Consider the following 24,478-nt stretch of genomic DNA (forward strand, 5'->3'; position numbering starts at 1 on the left):
TTGGGAGGAGGAATTTAACTTGAGGACTAAACTTATTTCTTTATCATTAGTTTTGATTTTAGGACTTTCAGTATTGAGTGGTTGTGGTAATGGGGATGAGGGCAGGGATCGTGCCCTAGAGATTCAAGGTTCGGATACTATGGTTAATTTAAACCAAACTTGGGCAGAAGAATATATGGATAAAAATCAGGATAAACAAGTTTCAGTTACTGGTGGGGGGTCAGGAACTGGTATTTCTGCATTAATCAACGATAATGTTGATATTGCGGGTTCGTCCAGATATATGAAAGAAGAAGAGATTGAAGAAGCTCAAAATAATGATGTTAATGTCTATGAATTTAAAGTTGGTCAGGATGGACTGGCAGTTGGAGTGCATAAGAATAATCCTATCGATAAGATGACAGTGGATGAACTTAAAAAAGTTTTTACCGGTGAAGTGACAGAATGGTCCGAGCTAGGATGGGAAGATGGAGGTACAATTGAAGTGTACAGCCGCCAGAGTAATTCTGGAACTTATGTATATTTTAATGAGAATATTATGGATGGAGAAGACTGGGCTTCAGATACTCAATTTATGAGTGGTTCTTCTGCCATTAATGATGCTTTGCAAAATGATGAAAATGGAATAGGTTATTACGGAGTCGGATATGTGGATGGTGTTACAGCATTAGATGTGGCTGAAGATGAAGGATCTGAGTTTTATACTCCATTGGAGCAGGAGAACATTGATGATGGAGACTATCCAATAGCAAGACCATTGTATTTTTACACTAATGGCGTTCCAGAAGAAGAAGTATTAGAGTTCCTCGAATTTGTGTTAAATGATGGACAAGATATAATCGGTGATGCTGGTTTCTATGCGCTTACTCCAGAATATGAAACTAAAAACGAAGAAATATTTCAGGAATTAGATATTGAATTCGAGTAGATTTTAAAGAGCTACAAATTAAAACTACCATAACCGCCCTGCAGTCTTTGTATTCACTTTTAAGACTAGGGCGGTTTATAATTTTAACATTTTCTTAACAAACAATTAATTTGCAATTAACTAAGTTCAGTTATAGTTAAACTAGCTAAAATTAAAAAGGTTGGTGAGGGCGGTATGAAAGCAGGGAAATGGTTTGATGTAAAACAAAAACTTATAAAGGGATATTTCACATTAACTGGTGGTATAGCTATTTTGGTTTTATTTTTAATATTTGCCTTTTTAATTGTCGAAGCATATCCTGCTGTCAAAGAATTGGGGATATTAGAGTTTTTAACTGGTTATCGTTGGATGCCTTCTTCTGGTGATCCAGGATACGGAACTTTAGCTTTGATATTGAGTACCTTGATTATAGCTATAGGTTCCATAGTAATTGCAGTACCCTGGGGTGTAATTACAGCAGGATATATTTCCGATGTGGCCTCTCCTAAAATTAAGGAAATTATGAAGATAACAGTAGAAACTTTGGCTATATTCCCTTCAGTGGTATTAGGGTTTATAGGATTAACAATCTTGGCTCCGTTAGTGGCAAATATATTTCAATTATCAAATGGTTTAACAGCTTTGACTGGTGTTTTGATGTTAAGTATTATGGCTTTACCTACTATCATAAGTATTTCAGAAGATGCGCTAAATTCAGTGCCGAATGAATATAAAGAAGCTTCATACGCTCTGGGTGCTACAAAGTGGGAAACATTAAGACGTATAACCTATCCCTCGGCATCTTCTGGAATTATTGCAGCAGTTATGTTGGGATTTGGTCGTGCAATTGGTGAAACGATGACAGTATTAATGGTAACCGGTAATTCTCTAGCTGTTCCACTAACAGAAATTTGGGGTTTTCCCATACCGGACTTTCTAACTTCCGTAAGAACACTGACAGCCACTATTGCCATTGAAGCTTCAGATGTACCATGGGGAAGCTTACATTATCATTCCCTTTTTGTAGTAGGGGCCATTTTATTCTTGATGACTTTTATAGTTAATTTGATTGCAGATTTTGCCCTAGGCCGTTCAGGAGAGGAGTGAAAAAATGGTTACTAAAATATCGAAAAAACTTGCTAGCCTAACTTATTCGCGGGAAAGTTTCAGAGAAAGTGCACTAAAGAAATTTAAAGAGAAAGTATGGTTCGCTTTATTCGGAGCAGTTGGAGCTTCTGCAGTTTTAATTGTGTTATTTTTGTTAACAATTATATTTATTAATGGTTTCGAAGTCATATCTTTGGAATTTTTGATCGAAAGGCCGTTACAACAAATGACAGAAGGGGGAATTTTTCCTGCCATCCTAGGGACCTTTTATTTATCTGTGTTAACACTATTATTTTCCCTACCTATTGGAATTAGTGCAGCTATTTATCTACACGAATGGGCAGGAAAAGGCTGGTTTGTGAGATTGATACGTTTAAGTATAAGGAATTTAGCCGGTATACCATCAATAGTCTATGGATTATTTGGACTTGCTTTGTTTGCTTCGGGCATGGGTTTTGGAAGTTCTCTACTATCGGCATCACTAACTTTATCACTGATGACCTTGCCTATCGTGATCACTTCAAGTGAAGAAGCTCTGAAAGGTGTGCCAAATAATTTTAGACAAGCTGCTTTATCTCTAGGAGCTACAAGATGGGAAACTATAAAATTACAAGTTCTACCTTATGCATTACCAGGCATGGCGACCGGTAGTATTTTAGGCTTAGCTAGGGCTGCAGGAGAAACTGCCCCTATTATATTAACTGGTGCAGCTTACTATTTACCTTATTTACCTGAAAGTGTTTTTGATAGGTTTATGGCCTTACCTTATCATTTGTATATATTAGCCACGCAACACTCTGACATTTCTACCGTCAGGCCAATAGCTTTTGGAACAGCATTAGTATTGATTCTAATTGTTTTAACTGTAAATAGTGTAGCGATATTAATTAGGGTGAAAATCAGAAAAAACAAAATATGGTAATATAAAGCACTTGGGAATTTAGAATTATTTTGAAACTATACAGACGAGGAGGTTGAACAAATGAATGATAATCCTGTTTTCGAAATAAAAGATCTCAAACTATGGTATGGCTCCAATCAAGCATTACAAGATATAAATATGAGTATTAAGGAAAAAGAAGTTCTGGCCATCATTGGACCTTCAGGTTGTGGGAAGTCAAGTTTCTTAAAAACTTTAAATCGTATGGTAGATTTAGTTGGAAGTGCAAAATTAAGTGGAGAAATTTATTATCTAGGGAAAAACATCTACAGTCAGGAAACAAATGTAATTGAGTTGAGAAAACAAGTTGGAATGGTATTTCAAAAACCTAATCCCTTTCCCCAATCAATTTACGAGAATGTAGCCTTCGCCCCTAAATTGCACGAGACAAAGAATAAAAGTAACTTAGATCAAATTGTAAAAACATCTTTACAACAAGCATTTTTATGGGATGAGGTTAATGATAGGTTAAAAAATCAAGCTTTATCCCTTTCCGGGGGGCAACAGCAAAGATTATGTATTGCTAGAGCACTGGCTTCAAAGCCAGAAGTTATATTAATGGATGAACCTTGTTCTGCTTTAGACCCTGTTTCCACCTCAAAAATAGAAAGCTTAATTACTACTTTAAAAGAGAAATATACCGTTGTAATAGTAACTCATAATATGCAACAAGCTGCACGAATTTCCGATAGAACGGCATTTTTCTTAAATGGGGAACTTGTTGAGTTAGATAAAACGGATAAAGTATTTACTAATCCTAAAGACTCAAGAACTGAAGATTATATAACTGGCCGTTTTGGCTAAAAGGGGGATTTTAAATGGTTAGGGATACATTTGATCAGGAATTGACTGAGTTAAAAAACCAGGTCCTAGTCATGGGGGGAGCGGTGGAAAAAGCTATTTCAAAATCAATCGAAGGTTTAAAAAAGCAAGATGGAAAAATAGCGAGACAAGTAATTCAAGAAGACGATAGCATTGATGATTTGGAATTAGAGATTGAAGATAAATGCTTAACTTTGATTGCCAGACATCAACCAATGGCTAAAGATTTGAGAAGAATAGGTATAATTTTAAAATTAATCACAGATTTAGAGAGAATGGGCGATAAAGCGGCTTCAATATCTCATAAAACACTTAATCTTTTGGATGAACCTTTTATTAAACCTTTAGTTGATATTCCTAGAATGGCTGATTTGACGGAAGAAATGGTGGAAAACTCATTGAATGCTTTTGTAAAAGAAAATGTAGATTTAGCATATCAAGTTATAGATGATGATAATAAAATTGATTATCTATATGATCAAATTTTTCGTGAATTAGTTACTTACATGATAACTGATCCTAAGAAAATTTCTCAAGCTACGCAGCTAATGTTTGTGAGCAGTGATCTTGAAAGAATTAGTGATCATGCTACTAATTTAGGTGAATGGGTGATTTTTATGGTGACTGGTGATAGAATAGATGTATAGAATTAAACTCAGACTATTTAATTCAAGATATTTTAAGGTTTAAGGGAGGATCATCCAAGATGCATAGAATATTATTAGTCGAGGATGAACACCATATTGCTAAACTAGTTAATCACAACTTAATAAAAGAAGGGTATGAAGTTGAACATGTAACCCATGGAGATGAAGCTTTTAACAAATATTTTGAAAATGACTATGATTTAATTATTTTAGATCTAATGCTTCCTGGTTTAGATGGGCTAGAAGTTTGTAGAAAAATACGTGGTAATTCCTCCCTGCATATTCCAGTTATTATGTTAACAGCAAAAAGTGATGAGATTGAAAAAATAGTAGGTTTAGAAATGGGTGCCGATGATTATGTAACTAAACCTTTTAGTCCTAGAGAGCTGTTAGCTAGAGTAAAAGCTCAATTGCGTGGAAGAACTAAAGAGTTAACAGATGAAAAAAGCCAAGATAATTCTAACAAGATTTTTGATCAAAGGGATAAAAGTGAAGATGTTAAAAAGAATGGTCCTTTATCAATTAAACCTGAAAAATATCGAGCATATATTGAAAATCAAGAATTACAGTTAACTCCAAAAGAATTTGAGCTTTTAAATATTATGGTTACAAACTCTGGACAAGTTTTGACGAGAGAAAAATTACTTGAAAAAATTTGGGGCTACGATTTTCTTGGAGATACCAGAACTGTAGATGTTCATATTAGACATCTACGCCAGAAAATTAGTGAAGCGGGTGGTCCTCCTGACTTAGTAGAGACAGTCAGGGGCATAGGATATCGTTTAAAAGAAATGGAGTAATTGTTATGAGAACAATTAAAAGTAAAATTAATACAGCTTTTTCCATATTAATTGCCCTTGCTTTCATAAGCATGGGATTATATTTATTTAATTATTTTTCAAATTTTTATTTAGAAAATTTGGAAGATCAGCTAGTTAATAAAGCAAAAATGATATCACACAGCATTAAAGATAGTGAACTCGCAGGCGATGCATTGCAAGAATACGTTGTCACTTTAGGCACAGATACTGGTTTTAGATTTACAGTAGTCAATAATGATGGAACTGTCCTTGCCGAGTCTGAAAAGAATCCGGAAGTAATGGATAATCATCTAGATCGTCCGGAAATAAAAAAAGCTTATGAAGAAGGAACAGGTCTTCATACCAGATATTCAAATACAATTGACGAAGATTTGCTATACGCTGCAGTCCCTATTTACAATGAGGAAATAGGAAATCAAGACAATAAAAATAGGGATGATTTAATTGTCAATGGTTTTGCCCGAGTTGCTTTTCCCTTAACGGAAATTCAAAGTGTCAGGAATCATTTAGGAGTAATTATTGGGTCTGGTACCTTATTGGCATTATTATTTACCTGGTTATTCGGCTCATTGATTGCCCAGTCTATTACTTATCCTTTGGAAGTTTTAAGTAAATGGACTGGGCAAGTTTCAAAAGGTGATTTTAGTGAAGATAAGCCAATAAACTCAAAAGATGAAATCGGGGAATTATCTCATAGATTTCATCAAATGAAAAATAATTTATCAACAATTATGAGCCAATTGACGGAAGAAAAAAATAGATTATCAACACTATTAAATAATATGCCCGATGGTGTTATCGAAATCAACCATAAAAGTGAAGTGACTCTTATAAATCCAGCTGCCAGGAGTTTTTTAAACATTAATGCTTACGATTCCGTTGATCAACAAGAATTAGTATCATTAACTAGAAATTTTGATTTGAATAATGCTGTAACTCAGGTTCTTAAATCAGGGGAACAGGTTTCTAGAGAAACTGATTTTAACAATCAGATTGTTAGAATGTATGTTACTCCTCTACCTCTTTTTGAAGAAGGATCTAGAGGAGCTGTTGTGATACTTCAGGATATTACTGATTTAACTAAACTGGAACAGATGAGAAAAGAATTTATTTCGAATATTAGTCACGAATTGAAAACACCTTTAACATCGATAAAAGGCTTTGTAGAAACTCTAAAGGAAGAAACTTTAGGTGAAAATAACACTCAACGGGAGTTTTTAAATATTATTGAAGAAGAGACGGATAGAGTTAGTAGACTGATTAATGATTTAACTATACTTTCTAGGCTGGAAACTAATAAAGTTGAATTTAACCAAGATGAAGTTAATGTGCTAAACTTTTTAGATAAAACCGTATCTATATCACAAAAAAGATGGCAGCAAGATGGATATCGGATATATAGAGGCGGAGTTCCTTTTGATTTAAAAGCTTTAATGGATGAGGATAAAATTCAGCAAGTTATTTTAAATTTGGTTGACAATGCGTGTCGTCATAATCCTCCGGGAACAAAAATCAAGCTAAAAGCAGTTTCTGAGAAGGATTATATAAGATTTTCTGTAACAGATAATGGTAAAGGGATCCCGGAAGAAGATAAAGAGAGAATTTTTGAAAGGTTTTATCGAGTTGATAAATCCAGGTATAGAGATTATGGAGGTACTGGTCTCGGGTTATCGATAGCAAAACATGCAGTTATTGGTCATAATTCAAGTTTAAATGTAATAAGTAGGGTCGGCCGTGGGACAACATTTTATTTTTATGTTAAAAGAATCCTTGATTAAAAGAAATCCCCTTCTTAGGTGTTAATTAAACCCAGAAGGGGATTTCTTTTAATCAAGCCCAAAAACTATTTATTCGTCGTCATGTTCGCATTCATGTTCTTTAGCGTCACCATGACATTCTCTGATTTGCTCAGGACTACATTTACTAGGTTTGTCAGTTAGTTTGTGTGGATATTTGCAATTGCTGTTCTTTTTACACATGGTATCTCCCCCTTTCATTTAAAGTTAATCAATCCATTTGTATTTGACATTTTTAATACTATAAAGAAAAAGTGCTATACAGAATAATAATAAGACAATGAAGTTTATCCAGATAGGTAAATGTCCAGTTTGGTTAATAGCTTCTCTTAAGATATCGACTCCATATGTCAATGGTAATATATAGGATAAAGGTCTTATAATTAATGGTAGTTCAAAAACTGGTACGAAAAGACCACATAAAAACATCATAGGAAATCTGAAAAAATTTGAATATGTTTGGGCTTGGAAAACCTCTTTAACAGATACAGCAATAAATAGACCAAGAAAAGTGCAGCTGACAGCTGATAACAAAACACTACCCAAAATCAAGGCCAGATTAGTTGCTGAAACTTCTATAAAATAGGAAATTATTAAAATTGGGAGAATGGCATTTATCATGCCGAATAATATAGCTCCCATTGTTTTCGATAACATCAATAAATTCAGATCAATAGGTGCTAATAATAATCGTTCGAAAGATCGACTGCGTTTTTCAAATGTTATAGTTACAGCTAACATAGAGGTGGTTCCAAATAAGATTGAAATGGCAATAACTCCAGGGAATACATCTATGATTTCTAAATGTCCTTCGGATCGGATTAAAAACATGAGCATCCAGGCAAAAGGAAAAATCAATCCCCAGCTTATATTAGGTGGTTTAAGATAATAACTTTTAATATCTTTTTTTAATATGTTAATAAAAGCTGTTAATTCTGAAGCGGTTATCATGCTGGTTCCTCTCCTTTCTTATTGGCCGTCCAAGCGTCTGATTCGATTCCTGTAATTCTTACAAACACTTCTTCTAGAGAGAGTTTCTTTTCTTTGGCTTCTATTACATTGATACCTAGTTGATAAAGGAAATGAATATAAGGGTATAGAGTGATAGATCCGGATTTATGAGATTCTATAATAATAGATGTTTCAGATTTTACTTTAAAATCAAGGTTTGGAAATTGTGTAATCAATTTTTCCTGCAGTTCGGGAACAGTTTTATCTACAGTTAGCTCTAATGTTTTCCCTTGTTTTTCTCCGGACAGTAGATTATTAGTATGATCTGATTTTACGATTTGGCCATTTACAATAAAGGCAATACGGTGGCAAAGCCGCTCAGCTTCCTCAATATAGTGGGTAGTCAAAAAGATGGTTTTTCCGTCGTTATTCAAATCTTTTATTAAACTTCTAATTTCTCTAGCACTTTGAACATCAATACCAGTAGTTGGTTCATCTAAAAATAATATTTTAGGTTCATGAATTAAAGCGGCAGCTATAGTTAGTTTTCTTTTCATACCTTTGGAGTAATATCTAAATAATTTATCACCAGAATTCTCTAATTTGAATTTTTTTAACAAGTTATGTGCTCGTTTAGTTCGTGTATCTCGATCTACTCCATAGAGTGACCCTGAAAAGCACAGGTTTTCAAAGCCTGTCAATTCGTCATACATATTACTTTCATCTGGGACAACTCCCATGACTTTTTTGAACTGTTTGTGATAGTTGTCAAAACTATAGCCCAACACATTATATTCTCCTGAAGTAATATGAGCGAGACCTGTGAGCATGTTAATTGTAGAGCTTTTGCCTGCACCGTTAGGTCCTAGAAAACCAAAAATTTCGCCTGCATGAACTTGGAATGATATATTATTTACTGCTGTGAACTCTTTGTATTTTTTTGTTAAGTTTTTAACGTTTATAATGGGGCTTTTAATCATTATATTACCTCCGTAATAATACTAATAAATAATTGTTTTTAAAAAACTATTAAGTAAGTACTTAACTAAATAATAAAAAACTTAATAAGAATTGTCAAGGATAAGTTTTCTACTTTTTCTTTTTTTGTACAATTTTGATTGTTTATTTCACTCAATTGTATTATAATTCAATTAAGAAAAGACTTAATTTTAAAAGAGTAAAGTGGGTGATTACTATGAACCATATTGAGACAATAAAGGCCTTAGGAGATAATACCAGGTTTAAAATTATAGAGTTGTTAATTTCCCATGATTACTGTGTAGGAGCACTAGCTAATAATTTAGGACTGACTAAAGCGGCAGTTAGCCAACATTTAAAAGTATTGAGGCAAGCAGGTATCGTTTGGGGTGAAAAAAGAGGATATTTTACTCATTATACTGTAAACAAAGAAGTATTAAAGGAATTATCGGAATTATTTTTTGAACTACATAAACAAAGCCGAGTTGAAAATACAACTTGTAATAAAGGTTGTCATAACAAATAGTTAGATCTATATATCCTCTTAAATCCCACAAATACAATTCATTAAAATCGTAAACATAATCAAAAATAAAAATTCAAAATATTACAAAAAATAACATCAAAACTAATAACAACTTGCTTAATATAAATATCAATAAAAATGAAATGGAAATTGAAATGAAAGCGAGGTGGTACTAGAAGTAGTAAGACCATTCCATTTAAAAAGGGAGGTTTATCCATGGGTATTTTTGGCTATTTGATTGGTTCTTGGGCCGTGTTGTTAGTTGCACACAAGGCTTTAAAAAAGCCTGTAGAAGGAATCGCCAAGGTTGACCCCACAGCAGAAACAATAGCTCACACTATGTATGATGGAGTAGATTATACTCCTCAGAACAAGTATGTGTTATTTGGACACCACTGGATGTCTATAGCTGGTACTACTGCGATTTTTGCTTCGATTACAGGCTTGATTTGGGGTTGGCTGCCCTCATTAATTTGGATGCTAGTGGGTGTACACTTTGCTGGGGCAACTACTGATTATTTTGCGGGCATGTATGCGGTTAAGAACCAGGGAAAGTCTATGGGCGAGCTAGCTTCTGAAAAAATTCACGAGAGAACTGGGACTTTATTAACAGTACTGTACTTTTTAGCTGGATTAATGGTAACCAGTATGTTTATTGAAGTTATGGCAGATACTGTGGTAGGTGTTCCCGAAGCAGGTTTACCAATATTACTACTAATTCCCGTGGCCATGTTATTCGGAGTAACAATTAAAAAAGGGTTTCCTCTTGGACCGACTACAGCCGTTTTTGTAATACTGCTATTGATAGTTGTAGGTATAGGGGCTAATTTCCCTCTTAACCTGTCTGTGAATGCTTGGATGGCTGTTTTTATATTTTATACACTTGGCGCTATTACCATACCCGTTTGGGTTTTGCTATCTCCCAGAGACTATCTAAATACTGTGCTTGTTATCGGAGGATTAATTTTAGGAGCTTCAGCCATGTTAATCTTTAGACCAGAAGTACAGTTACCTATGTACACATCTTTTTTTACAGAACGTGGTCCCCTTTGGCCCATGATAATGGCAACAATCACGTGTGGAGCAGCTAGTGGAGTGCATCAACTAATTGCATTCGGCACAACAGCCAGACAATTAGAAAAAGAAAAAGATGGCTATTTTGTTATGTTTGGTGGTATGCAAGGAGAAACTTTTATGGCAGTTGTTTCGGCAGCTATGATCATGACTTTTTTCTCATATGATGGGTTCATGGAAAGTGCTTATCCCGATCCCGGAGGCGCGTTTTCTAACGCTTTAGCTAATGCTTTAGAATTATATGGTCTAGATCCCGTTTGGGGAGGAACCATTGGCGCTTTAACATTTGGAGCATTATTATTAACAACATTGGATTCATGGGCGAGAAATGGTCGATACTTACTTCAAGAGCTCACCTGGAACTATTTTGGTAAAAGCAGAATAATTACAAGTATTGTGTTTATGATTATTGCAGTAATAGTACTTTTTTATACGCCGGTCATGGACCTTTGGTCAGGAATAGCGTTAGGTTCTATTACCTTACTTACAGTTCCTTTGAGTCTTTTGATAATTGATCGACTTGAAAGTGGAGAGGTTTTTGACAGAAACTTCAAGATTTTTGTAGTAGCTCCGTTAATAGTTATATATCCATCGGCTTTAGCTGCAGTCATTTACGAATTATATCGTTTTGTAGTTGAACAAAATTGGCTCAGTTTTGTTTTAATGGTCTTTATGGCATATGTAATTGTTAGTATGGCATATTACAGTATCTCTAAAATTTTAAGATTGCTTAAAGAGAGAAAAGCAGAAATTTAAAAAATTTAAAAGAGAAATTAGCCCAAAAAGCAGTAAGAATTATTCTAAATTTAGCAAAATTATAGAAAAGGGTCCCTTACATAGGACCCTTTCTATAATTATATCTTTCAATATTAAGCTGTGTTAAAGTTGAATGTTGATAGTTGAACTCTTCGATTTCACATCAAATGTTTCGGGTTGGTACATCTAAAACTCCCCAATAGTAGAATTAAAGCTTCCTGAACAGCTGCTCATCCTAGAGCATGATCAGAAATAACATCTTGTTATTTGACTTTAATTCTACTGTTGATCGTTAAGATGTAATATCAACCTTACACAAAATTCGTTCAATCGAAGAGATCAACTATCAACAACGGAGTATAAAAGAGCCAAATTTTAAAATGTAATAGAAATACAGTCTTATAAAGACTAGTCTTATTTGTACATTAAACTAGTCTTTTTTGTTTTGGAATGATAAAATATTGAAAGTTAATAGCTAAGAAGATAGCAAAGAAGAAAAAACACCATAAAATTATATTGACACTTAAATATAAATCGTAATAAACTAATATTTAGTGAGGCGAAATATTGAAAAAGGGGAAAATTTTATGAGTAGTGAGCAAAATTCAAATCAACAATCCAATTCAATACTATTAGAAGGAGAAAATCTTACTAATAGTGAAATCCGCAAAAAAGTAATTTTCCTGGCATGGCCAGCCATTATTGAAATGTTTTTGATGACATTTAAGCAAATCGTTGATAATGCCATGGTAGGAAGGCTAGGAGAAGCGTCAATTGCTGCCGTTGGCTTATCAATGTCTCCCATGATGTTTTTTATGGGATTGTTCGCAGCATTAGGTGTAGGCACTACAGCAGTAGTTGCTAGACATATAGGGGCAAAGGAACATAATCAAGCGAACCTGGCGGGACGACAGGCTATTATTATGAGCGTGGCAACAGCCTTGTTAGTAACTTCAATAGTTTTTCCTCTTGCTCCAACTATAATTAACTTGATGGGTGCCGAACCGGAAGTGGTCCCCTTAGGTACAGATTATTTGAGAATTATCAGTGCAGGTATTTTATTTATTTCATCTTCTTTTATATTAAGCGGTGTCTTAAGAGGTGCAGGCGACACTAGGACCCCTATGCGGGTTAATGCTGTTGCCAATGTTGTTAATATCATATTGAACTTTTTATTGATTTTTGAAACTCGAGAGATGTCATTCTTAGGAATAGAATTCCTGATGCCAGGCGCTGGAATAGGAGTACAAGGGGCAGCATTAGGGACTAGTATTTCCCGGGCAATAGCCTCTTTATTAGTTGTTAAAACCTTATTAAAGGGAAAATCCGTGATAAAGATTAATTTGTCAGATTCCTTTCGGCCTGATTTTACTATGATAAAAAGGATAGTTAAAGTAGGGATTCCGACAGCAATTGAGCGGATGGCCATGAGTTCAGGCCAGGTGTTATTTACTAGGATAGTTGCAAGTTTGGGAACCACAGCTACTGCCGCTCATCATATGGCCATTAACGCAGAATCCTTGTCTTTTATGCCCGGTTTTGGGTTTTCCATGGCTGCTACAACTTTGGTTGGTCAAGGCCTTGGAGCCAAAGATCCTAAACTTTCAGAGCGTTGTGGACTAGAAACCTGGCGTTTGGGTGCCGGTGTAATGAGTTTCATGGGATTAATATTCTTTTTCTTTCCCCATGTACTGATGAACTTCCTAACTAATGAGCCTGAGGTTATAGATCTTGGTGTGATGTGTCTTAGAATAGTAGCCCTGGCACAGCCTCCCTTTGCGACTGCTATTATACTGTCAGGAGGTCTTAGAGGGGCAGGAGATACTACTTTCCCAGCTGTAACAACGGCAATCGGAATGTTGGGAGTAAGATTGATTTTAGCTGTTTTATTTGCCTTTGTGTTTAACTGGGGATTATTTGGAGCATGGTTGGCAATGGCTAGTGATCTGTATGTTCGAGGAATTTTAGTATTTTTAAGATTTAAATCCGGTAAATGGAAGGAAATAAAAGTTTAATGAAGAACTCATGTTTCGACTACAATAATGTGATAGGGTAAATAGAATAAATAATTTGTTGCAATAAAAAAGATCGTAGTGTACTATGTTGAATATGCTGATATGGAAGGAAAGTATTTTAACTATTGATTACAGAGGTGATTCGCTCATGAACACTCAAGCCATATACGATGAGCTATTGAACCATCTACCTAAAGATAATATTAAACTTCAACACGAATTGGCACCGTATACAACTTTTAAGATAGGTGGACCAGCTGAGCTTTTTGTGACACCATCCAATATTGAAGAAGTTCAAGCTGTTTTAAACTTGGTAAATCAAGAAGAACTCCCTTATTTTGTGCTTGGCAATGCCTCTAATGTTTTAATTGACGACAATGGTTTATCGGGAATAGTAATTTATCTTGGAGAAACCTTTAAAGACATACAAGTAGAGGGGACAGAAATAACAGCTCAGAGTGGAGTTTCTCTTAACAAGCTTAGTCGTATGGCTCTTAAACATGGTTTGACTGGTCTAGAGTTCGCAGAAGGCATTCCTGGAACCTTAGGTGGTGGTTTATACATGAATGCCGGAGCCTTTGGCGGGCAACTCAGTAATGTGGTTAAACAAGTGACTGCTATAGTGGACCACCAAATTCAAAACTATACACGAGAGTCTATGGACTTTGGATATCGCAGTAGTACTTTTCAAAATCAGAATGCAATAATACTTCAGGCAACACTTGCCTTACAAAAGGGTGACTTTGACCAAATTAAGTCTTATATGGAAGACCTGAAATCCAGGCGAACTGAAAAGCAGCCTTTAAATTATCCATCAGCAGGTTCCGTTTTTAAAAGGCCTGAAGGATACTATGCAGGTAAACTGATTGAAGATAGTGGCTTGAAAGGTGTTGAAATAGGAGGAGCCAAGGTTTCTGAAAAACATTGTGGTTTTATAATAAACACCGGTACGGCAACGAGTCGTGATGTTAAAGAACTTGTATCATATATCCAAAAAACAGTTAAAGAAAAGTTTGGTGTCACTCTAGAAAGAGAATTAAAATATCTTTAAATCTTTAGTATTAGTATCTTTAAGACTATGGTTTTTGATTCATCGTTGAGTTTGGTTTATCGTTGAGAATGATTATTATAGGCTTTAATTATCAGTGATTTTTGAGCAGAGATAAATTATCAAGGACCTGGCAAGATGTTTTTATTCCTTTATAGAACAAATCTAGCTTCAAATTTTCATTAGGAGCATGATTGGCTTCGTCTGAATTGGCATAGGGAACAGTGACAGCTGGTAAATTTAAAATTTTCGTCCAAACATAGGTGGGTAAACTGCCACCTGTGGAAGGATAGACTAATGGTTTTGTATTATGAACTTGTTCAACAGATTTTGTTATATGTTGAATAGCTGAAAGTTTAGGACTTGTTCTGGACGGATACATGTAACGTCCCTGCATCTCAACTTGGGTGCGGGGATTTATTTTTTTGACCCATTCTGAAAGTCTATGGAAAATATGTTCTGGATCCTGGTCTGGTACTAATCTCATATCAAGTTTAGCACTAGCTTGACAGGGGATAATGGTTTTAGTTCCTTCACCGGTATAACCGCTTACGATACCATTGATATTTAATACTGGTTCTAGTGTTAGTTTTTTATAAAAATTTTCTTTCTCTAAATCGCTTTCATCTACATAAAAAGCTTCGGCTGTTTTTTGCGAGTCAAATGGCAATCGTTGAATCAAGTCGAGTTCTGCTGATCCAGGTTTTATGACATCTTTATAGAATTCAGGGATCAATACTTTATTTTTTTCATTTTTAAGGGAGTTTAGCACGGTTACTAGTTCCCAAGCGGCATTTGGAATAACCCCACCACGATTACCAGAATGATTATCTCTATTTGCAGTTTTGATACTTAATTGGACTGATAATATCCCCCGATTTCCAAGAGAAACCACTGGCGCGTCTCCAGGTGCCAGTGGCCCGTCTGAAATATAAACTAAGTCACCCTTAAGCAAATTTTTATTTTCTTTTACAAATTGAGCTATATGTGGACTGCCTATTTCTTCTTCTCCTTCGAAAACGAACTTTACATTAACTGGAAGTTGACCTTTTGTTTCCAAATAAGACCGAACTGCTAAAATATGGGTTAATAACTGTCCCTTGTTGTCTCCTACTCCTCGTCCATAAAGACGTTGGTTTTTCACCTCTGGTTCAAAAGGTTCGGTATGCCATAATTCATATGGTTCAGGGGGTTGTACGTCGTAATGACCGTAAAAGATTATTGTGGGTGCTGATTCTGAAGTGATTAACTCGCCATAGATTATGGGATGACCTGAAGTAGGGATTAGTTTAGTTGTGATTCCAGTTTCTTTCATCAATTTTTGTATCATTTTTGCGCATTCAGTTATTCCTTGGTTTTTAGTACTGATACTTGGTTGTTTTACCAACTTTTTTAACTCATCTAAATACTTCTCTTTATTATCCTCTATATGGGAAAAAACTTGAGAAATCATTTTGACACTCCCTTTTTAGTTTGGATGTAACCAAAAAGTACACTAGTTAAAGCACACTAGTTAACTCCTTTTTCAATTCCCTGACAAAAGGCCAAGGCACTTTCTCCCAAAGATTCGGGATTATAACCACCTTCCAGTACGGAAAAAATCTTACCTTGACATTGCTCTTTGGCAAATTTTCCCAACTCTTCACCTATTTCCTGGTACTCTTTAGTATCCAAGCTGCCACCCCAATCATGTATGTGTCGATCAAAGCCTGCAGACACAGCAAGGATATCAGGTGTATCTTCTGGTATATTATAGAATTTCTTTAAGTATTCTCTTAATTGAGTTACCGGGTGATTTCTAAAGTCCTTATTTCCATTGTTGAGACCAATTAAATCAATTCCGTTTTCAAGATGATAATAATGAACTTCGGGAGTATCAGCAAAGGAATCAATAGTGCCATCACCTAGATGAAGGTCAAAATCTACGATTACAGCGGAATTGATTTTTTCTTCTAATATCAACTGTTTTACTGCGATGGCTATATTATTAAAATAACAAAAACCCCAATATGTAGACGGACCTGCATGATGGCCTGGAGGCCTGGCCAGGGAGAAAGCTGCTGTACCAGAATAGGCGAGATCAGCAGCTTTGATGGCTGAACCTGCTGCCAGGCGTGCCATGTGATATATCTGACTTGAGTTTTGAATCTCTTGGACGTGAGAATCAGTATGAATTATTTTGATTTGTTTTTCTGAGGCTAGATAAGGAGTGACTACGGGGTAGTGGTTTGTTAACAATGCTGCAGCATGATCTAATCTTCCTTTGGATGCCGCTGGATCAAAACTATAGGTTTTGAAAAAATCTTCATGAAATACAATTTTCATGAATAACACCCCTGTAATTAATTCTTTAAAGCTATTTTCTAAACTGTTTTTTTAATGTTTTCTTTCTTAATCGAATGTTATTTGGAGTTATTTCAACAAGTTCATCCTGATTGATAAATTCTAGAGCTTCTTCAAGTGATAATAATTTAGGAGGCGCAATTTTTTCAGTATTGTCGGAACCTGCTGCCCTTACATTGGTCAATTGTTTTTGCTTGCATACATTGATATCTAGATCACCTTCACGATTCCTTTGGCCTACAATCATTCCTTCATAAACTTTAACTCCTGGGGATATGAAAAATTCGCCTCGATCTTCCATTGCTTGAATACTATAGAAAGTAGCTTCACCGGCTTGATGTGCCACAAGGGCTCCATTCACTCTCGTTGAGAAATCTCCTTTATATGGCTCGTAGTTAAGGAAATTGTGATAAAATAATCCAGTCCCTCTAGTTAATGTTAAAAATTCTGATCTGAAACCAATTAATCCTCTAGATGGTACTTTGAATTTTAATCGGGTATTTCCACTGGATAAATTTTTGTATTCTAATAGTTCGCCTTTTCGCTGATTTATTTCTTCAATTACTGTTCCTGAATATTCATCAGGTAAAGTCACTACAACTTCTTCAATAGGTTCACATTTCTTTCCATCAATTTCCTTATAAATCACCTGAGGTTTTGATACCTGAAATTCATATCCTTCTCTTCTCAGTTTTTCAATTACCGTAGAAAGATGGAGTTCACCACGACCTGAAACCTGGAAAAGCTCTGGGTTATCAGTTTCTTCTACTTTTAAACTGATATTAGATTCTTGCTCTGTAAATAAACGTTCTTTTAACTTTCTTGATGTTAGATATTTACCTTCTTGTCCTGCGAAGGGACTATTATTAATTGAAAAGGTCATGCTAATTGTTGGTGCTTCAATAGTAGGGCTTGGTAAAGGTTCTGGATAGTTGGGATCAGTAATAGTGGCACCAATATTAATATCATTAAGCCCAGAAATTGCGGCAATGTCTCCAGCCTCTGCCTTTGGGACTTCAATTTTTTCAAGGTTTTGATATGTGAAAATTTGTCCCGCAGTTTGCTTATCTTTTTTAGGCTCTTGGTCTTCCGTTTCCTGTTTTTCTAAAATTAAAACTTGATCGTGCTTTGAAATAGTTCCTTGCATGATTTTGCCCACTGCGTATTTTCCAAGATAACTGTCATAATCCGTGCTGGATACAAGCATTTGGAAAGGAGCATTAGGATCGACTTTTGGGCTTGGTATTACTTCTAAGATGGTATCAAACAATGGTTTTAAGGACCCATTTTCAATACTTTGGTTATCTGATTGAAAATCTTCTAGTTGATGGCTGGCAATTCCTTTAAGTGCATCTGTATACAAAATAGGGAATTCCAGTTGATCTTCGTTGGCTTCTAAGTCAAAAAATAAATCAAGGATTTCATCGGCAACCTCTTGCGGTCTTGCTTGTGGTCTATCAATTTTATTTATGACAACAATGGGGACTAATCCCATTGATAAGGCCTTCTCTAAGACAAACTTAGTTTGGGGCATAGGTCCTTCAACAGCATCAACTAATAGTAATCCACCTTCTACCATATTTATTATCCGTTCCACTTCTCCACCAAAATCTGCATGACCCGGAGTGTCTACTATGTTGATTTTTGTGTCATTGTATTTGATAGCAGTATTTTTTGAAAGTATTGTAATACCTCTTTCCCTCTCCTGATCATTTGAATCCATAACCCTTTCTTTTACTTGTTCTTTTTCATGAAAAACTCCACTTTGCTTTAACAAGCTATCTACCAAGGTCGTTTTTCCATGGTCTACGTGGGCAATTAAAGCTATGTTTCTGATTTTTTGTGTAGTCATTTTGAATTCCTCCTTCTCAACTTTTACAGTATAGCAGATTGTGGCGATTAATTAAAGCAAGTATTGACTTTTTACACAAATGAGAATATAATAATAACCACCAGGTGTATTAGTGTATTAAGACAGTATGTTACACTAAAATGTATATTAGCGCCTTATAAAATGAAATTTCTAATTATTAATTAAAGATTAGATTACGGAGGAACTTATATGTGGATAAATATTGATCCTCGTGAAGGAACGCCCATTTTTATACAGATAAAAAGCCAAATTAAAAATGCTATTGCCTCTGGCGCTTTAGAGAAAGGGAAAAAACTCCCATCTGTAAGAAAATTATCCAAAGATTTGACAGTTAATCCTAATACTGTATCGAAGGCGTATCAGGAGCTTGAAAACGAAGGTATTATCAAAAAAGAACGAGGCATTGGAATGTTTGTGGCTGAGACTTCTCAGTATAGTCAAAAGACTGAAGCTAAACAAATTTTTAGTGATAATTTAGAAAAACTATTAGTTGAAGCATATCATTTGAACTTATCCGAGGAAGAAATCAGATCTTTATTTGAGGAAAAACTATCTAGTTGGAAATCAAAATTTAATTAAAAGAGGTGGAATTTAAATGAGCGCTATTTGTTTTGAAAATGTTTCTAAGAAATTTGGTGACTCAAAAATTATCGACGATTTTAATTTAACAATAGAACGTGGCACAGTATTTGGTTTTATCGGACCCAATGGAGCTGGGAAAACAACTACCATAAAAATGCTGACAGGGCTTATTAAACCGACGACAGGATCAATAAAAATACTTAACCAAGATATCTCAAATGGATATCAAATTTTAGATCACATTGGTTATGTTTCCGAAGAAAGTAATCTTTATAATTACATGACTTTCCAAGGTATTTTAAACTTTGCGAAAGGTTTTTATACTAATTGGGATCCGAGTCTAGTCGATAAGTATACGGAGTTTTTTCGGCTTCCTTTAAATCAACCTATTAAGGAATTTTCTAAAGGTATGAAAGTAAAAGTTTCTCTCGTTCTAGCACTGGCCCATAACCCCAAAATTTTGATATTAGATGAACCAACAAGTGGGCTAGACCCTATTTTTAGAAGGGAATTTTTAAATGTTCTAGTAGAAGAAATGACTCAATCAGAGAAAACTATTTTCTTTTCATCTCACATTATTGATGATGTTGAGAGAATTGCTGATCAGATAGGCATAATTAATGATGGGCGGTTGTTGAAAGTTAGAGATATGGATGAACTTAAAACCAATGAAAAGAAGATTAGAGTTGTTTTTCAAAGAGATATTGAATCAGAATTTTTTGATTTTCCAGGCATAGCAAAAGTAGAGAAAAGTGATAATGCCTATATTTTAACAGTCTCAGAGAATTTTGAGGAAATTTATCAAAGATGTAAAAGTAAACCTCACTTTACCCTTGATGTAATTGAACAGAGTCTCGAAGACATTCTAATTAATACTTCTGGGAGGTAAATATATGATTAAAACTCTTTTGAGAAAAGAAATAATAGAAAATAAATGGATTCTGATAATTGGATTACTGTTTTTTACTGTTTCCGCAGCTATAGTGGTGTTTTCTTATAATTTAATGGATGCTTTATCCTTGCCTGAAATAATAGATGCTTTAGATGATCCACCCCAATTTCTTGTGTCATTTTTGCAAGAATCAGCCGCCTGGATGCAAGATCACACCCTTTATGTCTGGAGTCAATGGCATAGCAATAATGTGCTTCAAATCGGATTTATATTAGCCATTATTTTAGGTGCTGTTATGATGGCAAGAGAATTCAATAGGGGTACTATCAGTTTTTTATTAAGTAAACCTATCAGCCGAGAAATGATTTATATTACAAAAGTTTTGGCAGGTTGCTTAATTATTTTATTATCGATACTGCTTCCAACTATTTTTTTAATTGTACTAAGTTTGATAATAGGATTAGATATTAATGTATTTAGAATAATTTTGGATTAATTGCCCTTGCTTTACTAAGTCTTGTGATCGGATATTGTGGTATAAATAGTTTCAAGAATAAAGAATTATAAAAATTCGATTGATAAAATCCAAGGAGGGGTTTTGTAATGTTATTGACTACAACTGATTTAAATACCGAGTACGAAGTGTTGGGGATAGTTAGAGGAAATAGAGTTAAAGCCGTTCATTTAGGAAAAGATATCATAGCTTTTATAAAAAAATTAACTGGAGGGGACATATCGGATTATGAAGATCTAATGAAAAAAACAAGAGATAAAGCTGTTGAAGAAATGCTAGAAGAGGCAAATAAAATGGGTGCCAATGCTATAATAGGGATAAAATTTAGTACTTCACAAATTTCTTCAGGTGCTTCAGAAATTATGGTTTACGGCACCGCTATCAAGATATAAGGAAATATCGGGGAAATATCTGAAAATATTATGTACTAGCTTCTGGGACCACAAAGTAAGCTATCGCGTAAAAAAGTATTACAGGTAAAATTGCTGTAATTAAAGCTAATAATACAAAGGCCAAGCGAATAACAGTAGAATCTATATTGAAAAACTCGGCGAAGCCGCCGCAAACACCTGCAATCATTTTGTCGGAATCTGAGCGATATAATTTTTTGCTCATTTTAGGCCTCCTATTCAATCAATTACTATATGACAATAGCTAAAACATCAGTAACACATTAATTGATTTGGGATTGTTTAGTAACTTAACTCATTATATCACAAAAATAGTATTTCCAGTCAAATTAATGTTTACAAAATAGTTAAAAATTGTTGATTTGTATGTTTAATTTATGGATTATAGTATAATTAAACAATCCGAATAAGGAGGTCATTAGCATGAAAAAAGTTCTGCTTTTAGGCGCAATTTTAGTGTTGTCCACCACAGCTTTAATCGGATGTGGAGATGTTGATGAGCTAGAAAAAGAAGGAGATTTTGACGAAGGCCAAGCAATAGTTCAAAAGCTATAAGGGAAGCATTTTGTACCCAGGTTTTAACTAGTAGTATTATAAATAACATAACAATTGATATTTCAATATTAGCAAAGAAAGCGGGCTTTAAATAGCCCGCTTTCTTTTTATTAATTTGATTATTGTAATATACTTAAATCAATTTTCAAAGGTTTGAAGTCTAAATAGTCACCAGCAATAAAGTTATAGCTTATATTATTTTTTACTCCTACAAAGGCATTTTCATGATCTTTTCCATGTAAATGTCCGTACAAACAAATCTTGACATTATATTTCTCCATAAGTTCTGCAAACTGAGAACAAGGATTGTGTTTATAAAATGGGGGATAATGTAATGTTACTATTAGATTTTCGAATCCCTCATCAATTGCGGCATTCATAGAAAGTTCCAGTCGATGTAATTCTCTATTAAAGATTTTTTTATTATGTTCCTGTTGTTCACTAAATTGTTCATTATTCTGTTTATAACTTTTATCATCAGTTAAAGGAACTTGCCAGCCTCGAGTGCCACAGATAGCGATGCTTTTTTCTCTATCAAAGGGAAAGAAGTTGTTTTGGATTGCTTCTATACTTTCCGGTAAGACTCTTTTGACTTTAGAATAACTTTCCCACCAATAATCATGATTACCTTTAAAAATAATTTTTTTACCGGGAAGTGAATGTATAAAATCCAGGTCTAATTTTGCCTCTTCTAATTTCAATGCCCATGAAATATCTCCACCAATGATAACAGTATCCTCATTGCTAACACTATCTTTCCAGAAAGTTTCTAATTTCTCATGATGGTTTTCCCATGACGGTCCGAAAATATCCATTGGTTTGTCGACTTGGAAGGCTAGATGTAGATCACTGATTGCAAATAATTTCATATGTATCACCCTGCTCATAATTTTTCACACTTGTCAAAAAACATACATCCGCAAACATAACATCAAACTCATCATCATTACTATTCTTTAGGACTATTAGAAATCCTGCAAAACTAACAACTTATTTTTAAAACATGGCCATATTACCAATTAATGTTTTTAGCACCAAAATTGATAATAAATAGCTATTCATATAACAGATAAAAATAAAAATGATCTAATCTGAATATTATATATATTTGATTTCTCAACGTGCTGTCAAAACGCCTTAATGAAATAATGAAAGGGGTCTAAATAATATGGCTGCCAATGATAATAGAAGAAATAGAAATGAGGATCAAGAAATAGATAGAGATAAAATAGAAGAATTATTGTTCAGTAGAAATACAAAGAAATTTGGTTTTGATTTAAATCCAGTGGTTTCCTTAGGTGCAGGTATAATAATTATAATTTTTTCTGCTTTTGCTTTGATCAATCTTGAAAGAGCTAATATTTTAGTTAATTCAGTCAATGAAATCATAGTGACAAACTTTGATTGGATTTTTATTCTCTCGAGCAGTTTTTTTATTTTGATTTGCATATATATAGCTTTTTCCAAATTAGGTAAAGTCAAAATAGGTGGATTAAATGCCGAGCGAGAATTTAGTAACTTTGCCTGGTATTCCATGCTAATATCAGCAGGGATGGGTATTGGACTGATGTTTTGGGCAGTTGGTGAGCCCTTAACTCATTTTGAAGTTTTACCTCCAGTATTTGATAGCCCTTTCGATAAACATACTGCCATGGCCACTACTTTTTTTCACTGGGGCTTACACCCTTGGGCAGTTTATTCTTTAATAGCTTTAGCTTTAGCCTTTTTCGCTTATAATAAGCATTTGCCATTATCAATTAGATCAGTCTTTTATCCTTTTTTTAAAGAAAGAGTGTACGGAACCCTAGGTGATGTTATCGATACTTTAGCGGTGCTTTCAACTCTGTTTGGATTAGCTACTTCCTTGGGTTTAGGGGCTCAACAAATAAACAGTGGTCTTGATTATTTATTTGATATTGGTTTTAGTGTTAACATCCAAGTAGCTTTAATAATTGGAATCACATTATTAGCTACCATTTCCGTATTATCGGGTATAGATAAAGGAGTAAAGTTTCTGTCAAAAATGAATATTAGATTGGCTGCAATTTTAATGGGAATTATCTTATTATTGGGACCTACTGGTTTTATCTTAAGGCTTTTTTCCAATTCTTTGGGCTTATATTTTAATAATATTATTGAATACTCTTTCTTTATTGCAGTAGAAGAAACAGGGTGGCAAGCAAATTGGTCGATCTTTTATTTAGCTTGGTGGATATCCTGGTCTCCCTTTGTTGGAATGTTTATTGCAAGAATTTCAAAAGGTAGGACCATCAGGGAATTGATCTTAGGAGTAATGATAGTACCGTCACTGTTATCATTTTTATGGTTATCTGTTTTTGGTGGTAGTGCAATTTTTATTAACGAACAAGTAGGAGGTTTGTATGAAGTAGTTCAGGATGATTTACCTGTAGCCTTGTATGAGTTGGTTAATTTATTAAATTTACCATTATTAGCCGAATTATTTAGAATTTTATTGTTTATATTAATAACTTTCTTAGTGGCAGTATATTTCATAACCTCCTCTGATTCGGGGTCACTAGTAGTTAATAAAATTACATCAAGTGGTAAACTTAATACTCCGGCAAATCAACGTGCTTTTTGGGCAATTTTAGAGGGTTTGTTAGCAGCAGTTCTGTTATTGATTGGTGGAGAAAAAGCTTTACTTGCTCTACAGACAGCAGTAATTAGTACTGGACTTCCATTTGCAGTGGTATTAACCGCCATGGCTTTTGCCTTGATTAAGGGAATTGAAGATACTCGTCGAGAACAAAAACGGAAACGGGAGCGGAGAAAATTTGAAAAACTTTTAAAAGCTCACGACCAAGAATAATATTGCTATTCAAACGGCTAGTCTAGCAATATAAATGAACCTCCCAGAGATTCAATAAACTTTCTGGGAGGTTCTCACTTCTTCTCTTAGT

The 24,478-nt window shown here is 34.5% G+C and carries 25 protein-coding genes; 17 read left to right on the top strand and 8 right to left on the bottom strand.

The window, feature by feature from the left end:
- Positions 1-19 precede the first annotated feature (19 nt).
- The 7 genes from NTHER_RS05015 (at position 20) to NTHER_RS05045 (ending at position 7,022) form a co-directional block, all read left to right on the top strand.
- Positions 20-928 carry a PstS family phosphate ABC transporter substrate-binding protein gene (locus tag NTHER_RS05015; RefSeq protein ID WP_012447440.1) on the top strand — a complete coding sequence of 303 codons (909 nt, stop codon included), beginning with the start codon at positions 20-22 and terminating at the stop codon, positions 926-928.
- A gap of 174 nt (positions 929-1,102) precedes the next feature.
- A complete protein-coding gene (gene pstC, locus NTHER_RS05020) occupies positions 1,103-2,014 on the top strand; it encodes a phosphate ABC transporter permease subunit PstC (protein ID WP_012447441.1) in 912 nt (303 codons plus the stop codon).
- A 4-nt stretch (positions 2,015-2,018) separates the two neighbouring features.
- Positions 2,019-2,936, top strand: coding sequence for a phosphate ABC transporter permease PstA (gene pstA, locus NTHER_RS05025; RefSeq protein ID WP_012447442.1), 918 nt, complete (start codon positions 2,019-2,021; stop codon positions 2,934-2,936).
- A gap of 60 nt (positions 2,937-2,996) precedes the next feature.
- A complete protein-coding gene (pstB, locus tag NTHER_RS05030; protein WP_012447443.1) occupies positions 2,997-3,758 on the top strand; it encodes a phosphate ABC transporter ATP-binding protein PstB in 762 nt (253 codons plus the stop codon).
- A gap of 14 nt (positions 3,759-3,772) precedes the next feature.
- Positions 3,773-4,423: a phosphate signaling complex protein PhoU gene (phoU, locus tag NTHER_RS05035; RefSeq protein WP_012447444.1), complete on the top strand. Its 651-nt coding sequence runs from the start codon at positions 3,773-3,775 to the stop codon at positions 4,421-4,423.
- A 59-nt stretch (positions 4,424-4,482) separates the two neighbouring features.
- Positions 4,483-5,223, top strand: coding sequence for a response regulator transcription factor (locus NTHER_RS05040; RefSeq protein ID WP_012447445.1), 741 nt, complete (start codon positions 4,483-4,485; stop codon positions 5,221-5,223).
- A 5-nt stretch (positions 5,224-5,228) separates the two neighbouring features.
- Positions 5,229-7,022 (top strand): HAMP domain-containing sensor histidine kinase, encoded by a 1,794-nt coding sequence (locus tag NTHER_RS05045; RefSeq protein ID WP_012447446.1) that lies wholly within the window; start codon positions 5,229-5,231, stop codon positions 7,020-7,022.
- A 69-nt stretch (positions 7,023-7,091) separates the two neighbouring features.
- Here the strand turns inward: NTHER_RS05045 and NTHER_RS16350 are convergent, their stop codons facing one another.
- The 3 genes from NTHER_RS16350 to NTHER_RS05055 are packed head-to-tail and all read right to left on the bottom strand — an operon-like array spanning position 7,092 to position 8,971.
- Complete coding sequence (locus tag NTHER_RS16350) at positions 7,092-7,223, bottom strand: hypothetical protein (RefSeq protein WP_012447447.1); 132 nt, start codon at positions 7,221-7,223, stop codon at positions 7,092-7,094.
- A 24-nt stretch (positions 7,224-7,247) separates the two neighbouring features.
- A complete protein-coding gene (locus NTHER_RS05050) occupies positions 7,248-7,991 on the bottom strand; it encodes an ABC transporter permease (RefSeq protein ID WP_012447448.1) in 744 nt (247 codons plus the stop codon).
- Positions 7,988-8,971, bottom strand: a complete 984-nt coding sequence (locus NTHER_RS05055; protein WP_012447449.1) for an ABC transporter ATP-binding protein — start codon at positions 8,969-8,971, stop codon at positions 7,988-7,990. Before NTHER_RS05055 ends, NTHER_RS05050 begins: the two co-directional genes overlap by 4 nt.
- A 215-nt stretch (positions 8,972-9,186) precedes the next feature.
- Here NTHER_RS05055 and NTHER_RS05060 point away from each other — a divergent pair, with 215 nt between their 5' ends.
- From NTHER_RS05060 to murB, 4 genes are all read left to right on the top strand, one after another.
- Positions 9,187-9,495 carry an ArsR/SmtB family transcription factor gene (locus NTHER_RS05060; protein WP_041366920.1) on the top strand — a complete coding sequence of 103 codons (309 nt, stop codon included), beginning with the start codon at positions 9,187-9,189 and terminating at the stop codon, positions 9,493-9,495.
- Positions 9,496-9,711: 216 nt separating this feature from the next.
- Positions 9,712-11,325: a carbon starvation CstA family protein gene (locus NTHER_RS05065; RefSeq protein ID WP_012447451.1), complete on the top strand. Its 1,614-nt coding sequence runs from the start codon at positions 9,712-9,714 to the stop codon at positions 11,323-11,325.
- A gap of 587 nt (positions 11,326-11,912) precedes the next feature.
- Positions 11,913-13,340, top strand: a complete 1,428-nt coding sequence (locus NTHER_RS05070) for an MATE family efflux transporter (RefSeq protein WP_012447452.1) — start codon at positions 11,913-11,915, stop codon at positions 13,338-13,340.
- A 94-nt stretch (positions 13,341-13,434) separates the two neighbouring features.
- The gene (gene murB, locus NTHER_RS05075; RefSeq protein WP_158438221.1) at positions 13,435-14,391 is read left to right on the top strand and encodes a UDP-N-acetylmuramate dehydrogenase; all 957 of its coding nucleotides are present in this window, start codon (positions 13,435-13,437) and stop codon (positions 14,389-14,391) included.
- A 91-nt stretch (positions 14,392-14,482) separates the two neighbouring features.
- Here murB and NTHER_RS05080 read toward each other — a convergent pair whose 3' ends face one another.
- Genes NTHER_RS05080 through typA form a run of 3 tightly spaced genes read right to left on the bottom strand, consistent with a single transcriptional unit; the run spans position 14,483 to position 18,583 of the window.
- Positions 14,483-15,841, bottom strand: coding sequence for a M20/M25/M40 family metallo-hydrolase (locus NTHER_RS05080; RefSeq protein WP_012447454.1), 1,359 nt, complete (start codon positions 15,839-15,841; stop codon positions 14,483-14,485).
- A gap of 56 nt (positions 15,842-15,897) precedes the next feature.
- Entirely contained in the window at positions 15,898-16,713 is an 816-nt protein-coding gene (locus NTHER_RS05085) for a histone deacetylase family protein (RefSeq protein ID WP_012447455.1), read from the bottom strand.
- A gap of 31 nt (positions 16,714-16,744) precedes the next feature.
- On the bottom strand, positions 16,745-18,583 hold the full coding sequence (gene typA / locus NTHER_RS05090) for a translational GTPase TypA (RefSeq protein ID WP_012447456.1): 1,839 nt from the start codon (positions 18,581-18,583) through the stop codon (positions 16,745-16,747).
- Between the two features lie 210 nt (positions 18,584-18,793).
- On the opposite strand from typA, the gene NTHER_RS05095 reads away from it, so the two are divergent.
- The 4 genes from NTHER_RS05095 (at position 18,794) to NTHER_RS05110 (ending at position 20,984) form a co-directional block, all read left to right on the top strand.
- Positions 18,794-19,183 carry a GntR family transcriptional regulator gene (locus NTHER_RS05095; protein WP_012447457.1) on the top strand — a complete coding sequence of 130 codons (390 nt, stop codon included), beginning with the start codon at positions 18,794-18,796 and terminating at the stop codon, positions 19,181-19,183.
- Between the two features lie 16 nt (positions 19,184-19,199).
- On the top strand, positions 19,200-20,075 hold the full coding sequence (locus NTHER_RS05100; RefSeq protein ID WP_012447458.1) for an ABC transporter ATP-binding protein: 876 nt from the start codon (positions 19,200-19,202) through the stop codon (positions 20,073-20,075).
- A 4-nt stretch (positions 20,076-20,079) separates the two neighbouring features.
- A complete protein-coding gene (locus tag NTHER_RS05105) occupies positions 20,080-20,574 on the top strand; it encodes an ABC transporter permease subunit (protein ID WP_012447459.1) in 495 nt (164 codons plus the stop codon).
- Positions 20,575-20,681: 107 nt separating this feature from the next.
- Positions 20,682-20,984 (top strand): YbjQ family protein, encoded by a 303-nt coding sequence (locus NTHER_RS05110; RefSeq protein WP_012447460.1) that lies wholly within the window; start codon positions 20,682-20,684, stop codon positions 20,982-20,984.
- Between the two features lie 28 nt (positions 20,985-21,012).
- Here NTHER_RS05110 and NTHER_RS05115 read toward each other — a convergent pair whose 3' ends face one another.
- Positions 21,013-21,207, bottom strand: coding sequence for a PspC domain-containing protein (locus NTHER_RS05115; protein WP_012447461.1), 195 nt, complete (start codon positions 21,205-21,207; stop codon positions 21,013-21,015).
- Positions 21,208-21,425: 218 nt separating this feature from the next.
- On the opposite strand from NTHER_RS05115, the gene NTHER_RS16355 reads away from it, so the two are divergent.
- Entirely contained in the window at positions 21,426-21,557 is a 132-nt protein-coding gene (locus NTHER_RS16355) for a hypothetical protein (RefSeq protein ID WP_012447462.1), read from the top strand.
- Positions 21,558-21,676: 119 nt separating this feature from the next.
- Here NTHER_RS16355 and NTHER_RS05120 read toward each other — a convergent pair whose 3' ends face one another.
- On the bottom strand, positions 21,677-22,426 hold the full coding sequence (locus NTHER_RS05120) for a metallophosphoesterase (protein ID WP_012447463.1): 750 nt from the start codon (positions 22,424-22,426) through the stop codon (positions 21,677-21,679).
- Positions 22,427-22,725: 299 nt separating this feature from the next.
- Between NTHER_RS05120 and NTHER_RS05125 the strand changes: the two genes are divergently transcribed.
- On the top strand, positions 22,726-24,387 hold the full coding sequence (locus tag NTHER_RS05125; RefSeq protein WP_012447464.1) for a BCCT family transporter: 1,662 nt from the start codon (positions 22,726-22,728) through the stop codon (positions 24,385-24,387).
- Positions 24,388-24,478: the final 91 nt, after the last annotated feature.

This window comes from Natranaerobius thermophilus JW/NM-WN-LF (assembly GCF_000020005.1).
Taxonomy (GTDB): Bacteria; Bacillota; Natranaerobiia; order Natranaerobiales; family Natranaerobiaceae; genus Natranaerobius; species Natranaerobius thermophilus.